We start from the raw sequence: 13,921 nt of genomic DNA, 5'->3' as shown, positions 1-13,921 counted from the left end.
ATTAATCCTACCTGTTTAGTTGGTTATGAGAGAATAATAGCAATGGAAAAGCTTTCTTGTCAACGTTTTTTTTCGAATCCTTTATGGCAGCGATCAGTTCTTTTTATATAAGTAAGAACCTCGCGTATTCGACTAAAGAAAACAAGCGATGTAAAGCGATTGTAAAATGATTTTTAATTCATAGTTGACAGGTGGGAATTATTAGCATTATGATGAATTCATCAAGCCGACCGGTAGACCGGAGGCCCCGAACGATCCGCTTTTAGCGCTGTTTTCGCAGCCGGATTTTCGGGGCCTCCTTTTTATATACAGACCGGCAGACGGCGGATACATATCGATTCTGGGGAGAGTTGTCTATGAAGAGAAAGCTGTTTATCGTCCTGACTGTCTTAACGCTGGTCCTGTCATTATCCTCCACGAGCTTCGCCGTTACGCCGAAGCCCGCCAAGCCCGACATCGAGCTGCTGAACGTCTCGTATGATCCGACCCGCGAGTTGTACGAACAATACAACAAAGCATTCGCTTCCTACTGGAAAGCGAAAACCGGCCAAAAGGTGACGATCAAGCAGTCGCATGGCGGTTCCGGAGCTCAAGCACGGTCGGTCATCGATGGATTGGAAGCCGACGTCGTAACGCTGGCGCTTGCTTACGACATCGATGCTATTCAGAAAGCCGGCCTTATCAATGATGGCTGGGAAAGCCGTTTCGGCCGCAACAGCTCGCCGTACACGTCGACGATCGTATTCCTCGTCCGCAAAGGCAATCCGAAGAAAATCAAGGACTGGAGCGATCTGGTCAAGAAGAACGTATCCGTCATTACGCCGAATCCGAAGACGAGCGGCGGCGCACGCTGGAACTTCCTCGCCGCATGGGCTTATGCGCTGAAGCACAACAATAACAGCGAAGCTAAAGCCACTGAATTCGTAACCAACCTGTTCAAGAACGTACCTGTGCTGGATTCCGGCGCTCGCGGTTCGACGACGACGTTCGTGGAACGCGGCATCGGCGACGTGCTGCTGGCTTGGGAGAACGAAGCGTATCTTGCTTTGAAAGAACATCCGAAGGATTTCGTAATCGTAACGCCTTCTTTCAGCATCCTGGCTGAGCCCCCGGTTGCCGTCGTCAACAAGAACGTCGAAAAGCACGGTACGCGTACCGTAGCCAAAGCGTATCTCGATTACCTCTACACCAATGCCGGCCAGCGGATCGTCGCGCAAAACTACTATCGTCCGACGAATCCGTCCATTGCCGCCGAATTCACGAAAAAATTCAAAGGCGTCGAATTGGCGAATATCAAAGATTTCGGAGGCTGGAACAAAGCGCAAACGAAATTCTTCAATGACGGCGGCGTGTTCGACAAAATCTATACGCCGTAAATTTGAAAACGTCCTGCTGCACATACTAAAGACCGCACATTCCTTGTGCGGTCCTTTTTTGTTTATTTATTTTTTGCCTTGCGATCTTATTTGCCTTGCAACCTTTATTTGCCGTCCGACCTTATTTGCCTTGCGACCTTACTTTCGTGTAATTTAATCTGCTTATGTTTATGCCGATTCCAATTTAGGTAAATATTTAAATTTGCTGACTTTTCGAAATTTTAACATTATTTTAAACTTCTGCTTACATTTCGATTGCTATAATGTCCGTATACCAATCGAAAGGTGGAATAGCTAGAAAATGGTAGATTTTCAGAAAAGAATGTCGCGGACCGCGTTAGCCGCCTCGCTTCTTGCCGGCGTCCTGACCTCGTCTTATGTCGCCGTTCCTGCGCACGCGCTGTCTTCCGCGGATGTAGGCACGTTAACCGAAGAGCGCGCGTTCACGATCGGGCAGCCTGCCATCGATACGGATGGCGGCGTTGTTGCCAGCGTTGTCGTTACGCCAACCTCCGTCCCCCACGCCGGCGAGGAAACGGTTGTTTTTGAACTGTTCGACGGCACGACGCCGGCTGGTATCGCCGCAGTCACGAAGGACATTACGACAGGCGAGAAGATTACGGCACACTTTAATAAGAGCGGCGGCGGCTTGTCGGTTAAAGTATTCGTCGTCGATGCGTACAGCGGCAAACTAACCGAGGTCGGCACGAATCTAGCTGATCCGATAACCATCGATTCCACGGCGCTGAAAATCCGAATCATGGAAACCACCGACGTGCACACCAACTTCATGAATTACGATTATTACAAAGACGCGCCTGCCGACACCGTTGGCCTCGTCAAGACCGCGGCTTTAGTCAAGCAAGCACGCGACGAAGAGCCGAACGCGCTGCTCGTCGACAACGGCGATTTGCTGCAAGGCACCCCGCTCGGCACCTACATGGCGAAAGTGAAACCCCTCCAGGATGGACAAGTCCACCCGGCCTACAAAGCGATGAACCTCATGGGCTATGACATCGCGACCTTCGGCAATCATGAATTCAATTACGGCCTCGATTATTTGAACGAAGCGATCGACGATGCCGGCTTCCCTTATATCAATGCGAATATCTATGTGGACGATCACGACTCCAACCCCGATAACGACGTGAACAAGTTCAAGCCTTACGTCATCCTGAACAAAACCTTCAAGGACGAGAACGGCAACAACCAGACGGTGAAGGTCGGCTTCCTTGGCCTCGTAGCGCCTCAGATCATGGATTGGGACAAGGATAATCTGAGCGGAAAAGTCATTACGAAGGACATCGTGGCGACGGCCGAGAAATTCGTCCCGGAAATGCGGGCTGCAGGCGCGGATATCGTCGTGGCGATGGCGCATTCCGGCTTCAACGGCTCCGCTGCCGCAGGTACAGGCGCCGAGGATGCTGTCTATCCGCTCAGCCGCGTGCCTGGCATCGACGCCATTACGTTCTCGCATACGCATAAAGTGTTCCCTGCCCCTGCCGTCAGTTCGCTGGATGCGCTCTTCAAAGACTCGAGCGGCAATCCGCTGCCCGGCATAGATAACGCCAAAGGCACGATTAACGGGGTCGCGGCCGTTCAAGCCGGCTTCGGCGGCGCGAATCTCGGCATCATCGACCTGACGCTGAACAAAACGAATGGCAAATGGCATGTTGCGAACTCGCAATCATCCAATAAATACATTTACGACAGCGTCGCCAAGAAGCCTCTCGTCGACGCAGTGCCGGCCATCGTCGACGCCATCAAGGACGAGCACGCGGCCACGAAAGCCTACGTCAACCAAGCGATCGGCCAAACGACGGCGCCGATCTACAGCTACTTCGCGCTCGTACAGGACGATCCGTCCGTCCAAATCGTAACGCAGGCGCAAAAATGGTACGTGCAGCGGACGCTGGAATCCAAAAATTCGCCGGACAAGGATCTTCCGATTCTCTCCGTCGGCGCGCCGTTCAAGGCAGGACGCAACGGCCCGACCGAGTATACCGACATTCAGCAAGGCGCGCTTACGATCAAGAGCGCGAGCGACCTGTGCCTCTACGACAACACGCTGAAGGCCATTAAGGTCAAAGGCTCCGTCGTCAAGGAATGGCTCGAAATGTCGGCCGGCATGTTCAATCGGATCGATCCTGCGGCAACTGCCGAGCAGCCGCTGCTGAACCCATCCTTCCCGGTCTTCAACTTCGACGTGATCGACGGCGTGACGTATCAGGTAGACGTGACGAAGCCGGCTAAATACAAGGCGGACGGCACCGTCAATGACGGCTCTTCCAGCCGGATCATCAATCTGAAATACAACGGTCAGCCCCTTGATCCGAATCAGGATTTCATCGTCGTCAGCAACAATTATCGCGTGAACGGCGGAGGCAACTTCCCGGGCGTGAAAGGCGCTCCGCTGGTCGTCGACTCTGCCGACGAGAACCGCCAAGTGCTGATGGACTATATCTCGGAGCTGAAGACGATCAATCCTGCCGCGGATAACAATTGGTCTATCGCGCCGATTCAGGGCAGCGTCAACGTAACGTTCACGTCCTCGCCTTCAGCCAATGATTATCTGAGCGCCAATCCGAACATTACGTACCTGAACAAGCATGATGACAAGGGCTTTGACATTTTCAAACTGAACCTGCAGGGCGAGCCGGAGCAGCCGAACGGCAACGTGAAGGTCCAATTGCTTGGCATTAACGACTTTCACGGCCAGCTGGATTATTCGACGACCGCCGGCGACAATGTGCTGGGCGGCGCTCCCTATCTGGCCACGTATCTGAAGCAATACGAGCAAACGAATCCGAATACGCTGCTCGTCCATAACGGCGATTCCGTCGGCGCCAGTTCCCCAGTCTCGGCGCTGGATCGCGACAAGCCGACGCTCGACATCCTGGATCTGCTCGGCTTCGACGTCGGCACGCTGGGCAATCATGAGTTCGACCAAGGCGTTCCGGCTTTGATGGCCCAACTGAACGGCGGCCCGGATCCGATTAATCCGGCCATTACGCATACGAAAACGAGCATCGACTATGTCAATGCGAACGTCATCGACAAAGCAACGAACGAACCGATCATTGCCCCTTATGTCGTCGAAGAAATCGGCGGCGAGAAAATCGGCTTCATCGGCGTCGTCACGATGCTGACGCCGTCCAAAGTGTCGCCTGCCGCGCTTGAGCCCGTCAATATCGTGGAGCAAGCTCCGGTCGTGAACGCGGCCGTCGCGGAGCTGAAGGAGCAAGGCGTCAAAGCGATTGTCGTCCTCGCGCATGATCCCGCTTCGCAAAGCGGCGATGTCATCACGGGCGAGGCAGCGGATTTGGCCAATGCGGTAGATGACGAGGTCGACGTTATTTTCACGGGGGACAACCACGCTAAGGTCAACGGTACCGTAGACAACAAGCTGGTATTCCAGGCGTACTCATACGGCACCGCCTTCGCGGACGTCGATCTCGAGATCGACCCGGAGACGCATGACATCGTGAAGAAGCAAGCAGCCATCATCGACGTGAAGCAAGCGGGCATTACGCCGAATGCAGATGTCGAAGCCATCATTCAAGCTTCCCTGGGACGTCATCCCGAGCTCATGGAACCGGTCGGCACGACCGCGGACGTCATCTCGAAAGCCAACGCATATACGCAGGAAATCGCCCTCGGCAGCCTGATCGCCGATGCGATGAAGGACGCGATGCAAAGCGACTTCTCGTTCATGAACCCCGGCGGCATCCGCGCCGACCTGCCTAAGGGCGACATCGTCTATTCCGACTTGTTCCGGATCCAGCCGTTCGGCAACCAGCTCGTGAAGATGACGCTGACGGGCGCGCAGATCAAGACGCTCCTCCAGCAGCAATGGGGCGCGAAGCCGGCTGACACGAAGACGCTGCAGATCTCCGGCCTGAAGTATACGGCCGACTTCAGCAAGCCGATTGCGGAACGCGTCGTTTCCCTGACGAAGGAAGACGGCACGCCGATCGAGGATGCGACCGAATATACGGCTGTCGTGAACAATTTCATGGCTGCCGGAGGCGACAACTATACGGTGCTGACGCAGGGCAAGAACCCTTCCGCAGGCAGCACGGATATCGAAGCCTTTTACAAATACGTGTTGAAGACCTTCAACCATGGCGCGATTACGGCAAGCGTAAAAGGCCGGATTACGAACCAGAACTTGAATTAACCGACAACGCTGAGACCAACTACCGAAGGCGTTCCGAAGCCCAACCGAGATAGCCGGGCCGGAACGCCGATATAGAAAGGAGCATCATCGTTGAAGAGAAAAGCGATTCTCCTCGCGGCGCTGACCTTAGCGCTCGCGATTCCGGCCGCCATTCCGTCCGCGGCCTTCGCCGCGGAAGCAGCGGTACCGGCAGAGGCGGGCACTGCCATCGACGCCGTTGCCGATGTTCAAGCCGGCGGCAAAGTCACCATCGGCGGCAAGACGAACGCGCCGGAAGTCATCGTCAAGGTGCTGAGTCCGGACGGCACGATCCTGTTCTTCGATATCGCGCCAGCGAGCGGCGGACGATATGAAACAACGTTCACGATGCCGAGCGACGCGCCCGCAGGCGGCACATACCGCATTATCGCCGGTCAGGGCAACGACGTCTCCACTCGGACGTTCAACACTTCGTCTTCAAGCGGCAGCGGACCGAATGCGCCGACCATTCCCGGCAATCCGACAACGCCCTCAGATCCAGCCGTCGTTCAAGTAAAGCTCGGCCTGTCCGATGTATCCACGCCAGTAAGTGGTTCAGCAACGCTGGACGCATCGAAGACGAATGCCCCTGCTTTGGAAATTCTGTTCCCAGCCGCTGTCGGTCAGTCAATCGGCGACAGCAGCCTCCGCATCCTGCTTGCCGACGGGGCGGTTACGCTGCCGAAGGACGTATTGAGCGCGTTGGCTGCATTAGCTGCCAATGACACCGAGGCTAGCATCACACTGAAGGTCAAGACACTGACTGACAGCGAGGCCGCAGCGGTACTTTCCCACACCGGTTCGGCCGGAGCGGGATTGAAAGCGCAAGGCCCCCTTGTCGAGCTGTCGCTTGGCATCGTCCTCAAGGACGGAAGCAAGAAAACGCTCAGCACGTTCGCCAAGCCGGTCCACCTGCAGCTTCAACTGGAGGCGGATGCGGATGCCCGCCTTACGGGAATCTATTACTTCGCGGATAGCGGAACGGTGGATTATGTCGGCGGCAGCGTGAAGGACCGAACTATATCGGCCGATATCAGCCATTTCAGCAGCTATGGCGTCTATGCGTATACGAAGACATTCACCGATGTCCCTTCGGCCTATTGGGCTTCGGGCATCATCCAGGAGTTGACTGCGAAGCATATCGTGCAGGGAATTGCTGTCGATAAGTTCGGTCCGAAGGCCAGCGTGACGCGCGCCGAGTTCGCAGCCATGCTCGTCCGGGCGCTCGGCTTGGAAGCTTCCTCTTCCGCTCCATTCAGCGATGTCAAATCCGGCAGCTGGTATGCCGAAGCGGTAGCGGCTGCATCCGAGAACGGAATCGTTACCGGCACGGGAACTGGAAAGTTCGAGCCCGACAAGGCCATCACGCGCGAGCAAATGGCCATCATGATCGTGCGCATCGACGAGAAACGCGGCGGCGGTACGGGTTCAGCAGGCTCCGCCGCCGATCTTGCGGCATTCAAGGATGCCGGTTCGATCAGCAGCTGGGCGAAAGAAGCGGTCCAGGATGCCGTCCACGCCGGACTGATGACCGGCAGCGGCGATCGTTTCGCCCCGCGGAACAATGCGATTCGCGCGGAAGCCGCCAAGGTTCTGTATAACCTATTGTTCGGTGAATAATAGTTCGGAGACATAACAGTTCCGCGCATACAAGCTTTAACGACAAAGAGCCTGCCGCTGCATATTCGCAGCGGCAGGCTCTTTGTGTTCATCAACGTATCAAACGTGAAAATAAATCGTCGTCGCAGACAGCTGCCTGCCAGCATCGCACTTAACGGCCGCGCTTGTTATGCCCGGTCACATGGACCTGCTGCACGTAAGGCCGGATGCGGTCCATCAGCCGCTGTCCCTTGTGCAGGTCTTCGCCTTCCTTATTCGTGAAGCTGAGATGCTGCTCGAGATCTTCCAAGCCGTAATTGGACGTATAGAACGTCGGCTTGCGGTTCATCCGATAATTCAATATCGCGCCGAGCACATGATCCCGTACCCACGGGTTCAGGTTCTCCGCTCCGATATCGTCGAAGATGAGCAGGTCGGTCTCCTTCATGATCTCGACCGTTTCTTTCACTTTCCCCTGCTCCAGCATAAGCGACTTCATGTCCTCGACGAATTCGGGCATATAGACGATCGCGCCCGTGAAGCCCGCCTTCGCCAGCTCATGCAGCATATAGCACATCAGAAACGTCTTGCCCGTTCCGAAGGAGCCCGTCAAATACATGCCTTCGGCTTGCAGGCCTTCATCCTTCGTCTTGTTGATATAGCTGATTACTTGGCCGACCGCCTTCATCCGCTCCAGGTCCTTGGAGACGATTTCGTCCGCGGAATAGCCTTTCGACAGCGCCCGCTCGTCGATATAGAAGCTGCGAATGCGGGTTCGGATCCGATTCTCGCTCTGTCTGGCGATGAGCTTCTTGCAGGAGACCTTGCGGTCGTTCAACTGCACGAGGCCGCCCGTCGTCTCGCAGCTCAATTCGGTATAATGACCCTCAAAATCGTTCGGACACTCATCCAGTCCGGGGCAATTCGAACAATTCCGATACTCCTTGGTGCATTGATAGATCCGGTTCAGGTTCAGACGGATCGTCCGCTCGTCCAGCTCCGGATATTTCGTGCGAAGCATCCCGACAAGCGGGTCCTCCAGCAGCTCGGCCATTAATTTATCGGCGTGCTGCTTCATGTCCCTGCCGCCCGGCATCCCTTTCAGCAGATCGCCCAGCGATTCCATCGCCATCGTTGCTTCACCTCGTTTTTACGTCGATTTTCCGTCCAGCTTCCGCGCCATGCGGCGAATCTCTTCCATCTCGTCCGCCGTGAGCTGCGCCCCGCCTGACGTCTCCGGCATGACCGGTATAAGCGGCTTGCGTCTGCCGCCCTTCGCCGCTGCCGCGCCTCCGCTTCTTCTCGGTGCCGCAGCTGAACTTCCGCCCTCGCGGCGGCGCTCCTTATCTTGCTCCATTTTCACTTGTTCCCGCACATAGCTGACTGCCCGTTCGAAGGAATCGACGCTCTTCACCAGCATGTTGGAAGCTACGGCATCAATATACGTCTTCGTCACGCGCTGCGAGTCGTTTTGGCCTAATACGTAATGAATAAGTACGTTAATGACGGCACCTTGAAGCTTATAATTATGATCGATGACTTCAAATACCCGCATGAGCCATTCCGGTACGGCCCCCGGGAAGAATCGGGCGATAAACCGGGTATGCGGCTCATTGCGCATGAGCATGTTGTACTGATGAATGTCGCAGCGCCCTGCCAGCTGGGCCGGCACTTCCATATAGAACTCGGCCTGCACGGCCACTTCATCCGGCATGTCGTCGCTGCTCTCGCTCTTGCCGCTGTCGGCCTTGACGGCTTCCATGCGGCCGTAGATCCGCTGACGCTCGTCCTTCCGCTTGCGGTCTTGGCGGAACAGCTGATTGCCGCGCAGCTGCAGCTCGTCTACCAGCAGCTCGCCACGGGATGAGAACACGTCGTCCTCGTCGAGCAGCCGCACGAGATCCACGACGGTCAGGCTGTATTTGTAGGCCACGTAGTTCAATTGCGCAAGCGCCTCTTCGTTGCCCCGCAGCCGTTCAACATGGGACCGGTTGCCGGAGTTGCGCGGAAAACGCATAATAATCTCGCCATACTGAATGCCCGCCGTCTCCGTCTGCGGCAGCTTCGGCGTTGCTTGCCTTGCCGGAGCGACCTCCGTAAGCGCCTGTTCCAGCTCCGGATCGAAGCCCTGCGTGTTCAAGCGGAACAGCTCGTAGAAGGGCACCGAAATATTCTCGCGCGTCAGCTCGGCGCCTGCCAGCTCGTCGTCTTCCTTCGCATAGAAGGATTCGCGCAGCGCGATCACGGAATGCTTGCCTACCTTGTCCCGAAGCAGCAGCGTCAGATGCGGGCTGCCGAAGAACTCGTCCGGCGACAGCGGCTTCGCCACTTCATATTCATACACGACATCGTCGTTGTCAGGCACGCCCAGCCGCGTCACTTGCAGAAGCCCCACGGCCTCCAGACGCGACGCCTGATTGACCAGCTCCTGCCTCCCGCGTTCATTCATCTCGAGTCCTAAACCGAGCAGCAGCTTACGCTGCGGCTCCAGCGCCGAATAGCCGACGCGATCATCCGCCACCTGCTGATAGAGCAATTGATAGAGCCCCGCGGCAAATGCGCCGACCATTGGCTGATAGATCAGTCCGACCATTTTACGGTCCACGGCGCTTAGCGAAAAATCGCGAAAGGCGTAATAGCGGTGATGTTCAGTAAATTGGTGCAAACTGCCGATCCGCATTCATTCTCGACTCCATCCGCCTCGTATTCTTGTAACTAGTTTATCATAAAAGCAGCCCGTTTTTCCGAACGCAAAAAAAGAAAATCCCCCCTTGCGAAGGGAATTTTCCCTATACTCTCAGTGAAGCAAGCCTCGTTCTCCGGCTTCCTTGACCCCGTGCTCGGCCAGCTCCCGCAGCAGCGCTTCCCGCTCTTCATGCGTATCGGCCAGCTCCGGATGCTCCTGCTTGGCCATCCACTGGGACATGACGAAAGATGTCGTAATCGGCTCATGCGTCGCCAACTGGCCCTTCGCGCCGATAATCCCGTACAGCTCGCTGTTCGGCAGCAGGCGGTGCAGCCGAGCGGCGTATTGGCCGCCAATCGTGTCCTTCGCGCCATAGAGCAGCAGGACCGGCTGCTTGATCTGGCGGATCCGGCGTTCCAGCCCGTTCTCCAGGCAAGCCGCCGTGTAATCGCGCCATTTGGCCGCATCGCCTTGCCCCGCCTCCGCGCGCAGCGCTTCGAATTCCGCTCGCGTGCGCGCCTCGCTCCATGCTGCCTTGAACGCGATCGGCTCTTTGGGCGCCAAGATGCTTGATATATAGGAAGCCTGCAGTTTGGCGCGGCTCCGAATATCGGTGTATGCCGCGCTTCCCGACAGGAGCATGCCGCCGATAAACCGCTCCGGATGCAGGAGCAGCGCCGTCAGCGCCGGGAAAGAACCGGCGCCGTAGGCACAGACGTACGCCCGCCTCACGCCAAGCTCGTCCAAGAGCTGCCTCATGTCCTCCGCGATCATCGCCAAGGTCAGCTTCCCGCTTCCGCTCTCGCTTGTACCGTGACCGCGAATATCCCAGCGAATAACCCCATGTCCGACCTTCAATTGGTCCTCGATTCCGGCAAACAGCCGGCTCGTCAAACAAGGCGGATGGACGCAGACGACCATTCCGCCGCTTCCGCCGCCGGCCGGCTCATGAACGTGCAAAGCTACATCTCCAATACGAAAAAACGGCACAGACCCTCACCTCGGTTGCCGCGACTAAGCAAGCAGCGCTGGCGGCATGACTGCCGCTGTCGCCCGCTTGACGCGCGTTTTCCTTAGTATGGCCGTACCGCCAGCCGTTCTTTCATCCTAGAACATTTTATAGCCGCCGCGGCGCAGCAGCCGAATGGTCGCACCGCTGACGTAAGCGCCGATCAGCGCACCGATTCCGGGTAAAATGTCGACATACGTAAAGGATGTGAAATTACCGCCGAACGTCTTCGTATCGTCCCAGGTCTGCCAGATAAAGACCGGCACAAGCACGATAATGAATAAATAAATCGGAAAAAAGGTCGTTTTGAGCAGCATGTTCAAGATGAACCCGATTCCGAACATCATCACAAAAAATAATACAGTCGCGATAATCAACTGCAAAATATTAACGTCTGAATTCATGTGGAAACCTCTTCCCCTTTCGCTACAAATAGTGTAGTAGATGGCTGATTGGAAGTCAATTTCTGTCGCCATGTTGTCACAAGTCCGCCATTTGCTCTTCTTTGCGCCGTTACGATACAATGTAAGCGACAAAGTGAAGCGTTATCGACGTCCTTTAACGGCACGACGTATAACCTTCCCAAGAGTAGGGAGAGATGAACTATGAGTGAAGCGGCACAAACGCTGGAAGGCTGGTATGCGCTGCATGATTTCCGTTCCATCGATTGGATGGCCTGGACGGCAGCAGAGGAAGCGGAACGCCAAATGGCGCTCGACGATCTCCACGCGTTCCTGAAAGAATGGCAGTCCGTTGAAGATAACAAGCAAGGCAGCACCGCATTTTATTCCATCGTCGGCCAGAAGGCGGACTTCGTGATGATGCATCTGCGCGAGACGCTGGATGAGTTGAACGCCATCGAGAACGCATTCAACAAATCCACGTTCGCCCAGTTTACGATTCCGGCGCATTCCTACGTGAGCATCGTCGAGCTTAGCAACTACATGGCACAGCCGGGCACCGATCCGATGCAAAATCCGGAGATCCTCGCGCGCTTGAAGCCGATCCTTCCGAAATGGAACCATATCTGCTTCTACCCGATGAACAAGCGCCGCGAAGGCAACGACAACTGGTACATGCTCTCGATGGACGAGCGCAAGACGATGATGCGAAGCCACGGCATGATCGGCCGCACGTACGCCGGCAAAGTGAAACAGATCATTACCGGCTCCGTCGGTTTCGACAACTGGGAATGGGGCGTTACGCTCTTCGCTGAAGACGCGCTTCAATTCAAGAAGCTTGTCTATGAAATGCGCTTCGACGAAGTAAGCGCGCGCTTCGGCGATTTCGGCGATTTCTACGTCGGCAACCGTCTGACCGAAGAGAAGCTTGGGGAGCTATTCAGCATCAAGTAGTTTTGTGTCAGGCAGCTGCCTACAACACGAAGCACCATAATGACGGCCACAAAGAAAGCAGCTTCACTGGAACGCAAAAAAGCGGATGGAACGCCCTCGGGCATCCCATCCGCTTTTCCTTTATTTCACAATCATTTGTTAGTCTTCGTCGTCCTCGTCTTCGAGCAGTCGCTTGGCTTCCAAGTACGCTTCCGTTTGACGGTCGCGTTCCCTTCCCTTCTCCTTCAGCCGCTCGATCGCGGGCAGAATGAGAATATCGACTTCCTTCTGAACGGTATAAGCCAGGTCGTACCGGTTCTGCGATTCCAGGAACGAACCGACCTCCATCAGCGCGTTGTAGCGGTCCAATTCCTCGCGCAGCAGCAGCCCGCGAACTTGCACGCTGCAGTGGCGCATTACAGGAACTTACCTTTACGAACGACGAGCGAAATGCCGCCGATCGTGTACAGGTAACGGATATCGATTGCTTTCTTCAGCCAAGCCGCCACTCTGCCTTTGTATTTCTTGCCGAATGCCAGTCCGACTGCTTCGCCTTTACCCAAGGATGCAACCGTACCTTTGTTCTTGAACTCGAATTTCTTCTGCGGCTGATTGCGAATGGACGCGACCAGGTTATGCGCGCAAACGACGCCTTGCTGCATCGCGATTTGGGCTGTTGGCGGATATGGACGTCCCTCTGGATTGAACATGAGAGAGTTGTCCCCGACCACATAAATATTCTCTTGGCCCGGTACGCGAAGGAACTCATCTACCTTCACGCGTCCGCGCATCGTTTCGATGCCGGCTTCTTCGATCAGACGGTTGCCGCGTACGCCCGCAGCCCAGATGACCGTAGCCGAACGGATCTCCTCGTTGTCGCCGACGACGACGCCATCCGCCGTGCATTCCTTGATGGCCGTTCCGATGCGGAACGTGACGCCCTTCTTCGTCAGCACCGCCATGGCGTATTCCACGAGTTCGGGATCGAAGCCCGGAAGAGCCGAAGGCGCTGCTTCAACGTTATATATTTTGACGAGGGATGGATCCACGTCGTTCTGTTTGCAAAGCTCAGGAATCCGGTCGGCGAGTTCCCCTACGAATTCAATGCCGGTAAAGCCTGCGCCGCCAACCACGAAGGTCAGGTAATCCGTACGGTGCGGCTCGCGCTTGTAGCGCGCGAATTGATATTCGATGTGCTCGCGGATCAAGCGGACCGAGTTGATGCTGCGGATGTTCATCGCATGTTCAAGCATACCTGGGATTCCGAACGTCTCTGGCTCCCCGCCAAGACCGATGACGAGATAGTCATAGGAAAGCGTGCCGTCCTCAAGGATGACCTTCTTATCCTGCGTTCGAATTTGCACGACCGTCGATTTGACGAAATCAATTTTAAATTCATCGATCAGCTTCGAAATGCTCACGCGCGCATTTTCTGTCTTGTCCGTACCTGCGGCAGGCATATGCAGATGAGTCGTGAAATAGTGATAGTCGTGCTTATTGACGAGCGTGACGTCGGCTTCATTATAGTTTAGCTCTTTCTGTAGCCGAAGCGCTGTCAGGATGCCGCCGTAACCGGCACCCAAGATAACAATTTTCGGTATGTTGCTCATCCAGAATCCCATCCATTCGTTAAGTCTTTTCTTTCTAGGAATGTGAAAAATTACACAAACACGGAAAAACAGACAATAATGTAACAATTCTTGCCTGTAGTGTGTGATT

The 13,921-nt window shown here is 55.6% G+C and carries 10 protein-coding genes; 4 read left to right on the top strand and 6 right to left on the bottom strand.

All coding sequences use genetic code 11. The features are described from left to right. Positions 1 to 356 precede the first annotated feature (356 nt). From AC0YNU_RS15265 to AC0YNU_RS15255, 3 genes are all read left to right on the top strand, one after another. Complete coding sequence (locus AC0YNU_RS15265; protein ID WP_475757918.1) at positions 357 to 1,376, top strand: sulfate ABC transporter substrate-binding protein; 1,020 nt, start codon at positions 357 to 359, stop codon at positions 1,374 to 1,376. Between the two features lie 301 nt (positions 1,377 to 1,677). Then, the gene (locus AC0YNU_RS15260; RefSeq protein ID WP_475757916.1) at positions 1,678 to 5,556 is read left to right on the top strand and encodes a bifunctional 2',3'-cyclic-nucleotide 2'-phosphodiesterase/3'-nucleotidase; all 3,879 of its coding nucleotides are present in this window, start codon (positions 1,678 to 1,680) and stop codon (positions 5,554 to 5,556) included. 90 nt (positions 5,557 to 5,646) lie between these two features. Further along, entirely contained in the window at positions 5,647 to 7,194 is a 1,548-nt protein-coding gene (locus AC0YNU_RS15255) for an S-layer homology domain-containing protein (protein WP_475757914.1), read from the top strand. Positions 7,195 to 7,345: 151 nt separating this feature from the next. Here AC0YNU_RS15255 and dnaI read toward each other — a convergent pair whose 3' ends face one another. The 4 genes from dnaI to AC0YNU_RS15235 all read right to left on the bottom strand — a co-directional run bounded on the left by dnaI (position 7,346) and on the right by AC0YNU_RS15235 (position 11,272). Next, positions 7,346 to 8,299, bottom strand: coding sequence for a primosomal protein DnaI (gene dnaI, locus AC0YNU_RS15250; protein ID WP_475757998.1), 954 nt, complete (start codon positions 8,297 to 8,299; stop codon positions 7,346 to 7,348). Positions 8,300 to 8,323: 24 nt separating this feature from the next. Continuing rightward, complete coding sequence (locus tag AC0YNU_RS15245; RefSeq protein ID WP_475757912.1) at positions 8,324 to 9,853, bottom strand: replication initiation and membrane attachment family protein; 1,530 nt, start codon at positions 9,851 to 9,853, stop codon at positions 8,324 to 8,326. A gap of 117 nt (positions 9,854 to 9,970) precedes the next feature. Then, complete coding sequence (locus tag AC0YNU_RS15240; RefSeq protein ID WP_475757910.1) at positions 9,971 to 10,819, bottom strand: alpha/beta fold hydrolase; 849 nt, start codon at positions 10,817 to 10,819, stop codon at positions 9,971 to 9,973. A gap of 147 nt (positions 10,820 to 10,966) precedes the next feature. After that, positions 10,967 to 11,272: a YuiB family protein gene (locus AC0YNU_RS15235; RefSeq protein ID WP_475757908.1), complete on the bottom strand. Its 306-nt coding sequence runs from the start codon at positions 11,270 to 11,272 to the stop codon at positions 10,967 to 10,969. 201 nt (positions 11,273 to 11,473) lie between these two features. On the opposite strand from AC0YNU_RS15235, the gene hemQ reads away from it, so the two are divergent. Continuing rightward, positions 11,474 to 12,223: a hydrogen peroxide-dependent heme synthase gene (gene hemQ / locus AC0YNU_RS15230; protein WP_475757905.1), complete on the top strand. Its 750-nt coding sequence runs from the start codon at positions 11,474 to 11,476 to the stop codon at positions 12,221 to 12,223. A gap of 138 nt (positions 12,224 to 12,361) precedes the next feature. On the opposite strand, the gene AC0YNU_RS15225 is transcribed toward hemQ, so the two are convergent. Together AC0YNU_RS15225 and AC0YNU_RS15220 are read right to left on the bottom strand one after the other, a co-directional pair. Then, the gene (locus tag AC0YNU_RS15225) at positions 12,362 to 12,619 is read right to left on the bottom strand and encodes a hypothetical protein (RefSeq protein WP_475757902.1); all 258 of its coding nucleotides are present in this window, start codon (positions 12,617 to 12,619) and stop codon (positions 12,362 to 12,364) included. Continuing rightward, positions 12,619 to 13,812, bottom strand: coding sequence for an NAD(P)/FAD-dependent oxidoreductase (locus tag AC0YNU_RS15220; RefSeq protein WP_475757899.1), 1,194 nt, complete (start codon positions 13,810 to 13,812; stop codon positions 12,619 to 12,621). The genes AC0YNU_RS15225 and AC0YNU_RS15220 overlap by 1 nt, the downstream gene beginning before the upstream one ends. Between the last annotated feature and the right edge of the window lie 109 nt (positions 13,813 to 13,921).

The organism is Paenibacillus sp. J31P316, assembly GCF_056269105.1.
This window is presented reverse-complemented; position numbering and strand designations above follow the sequence as displayed.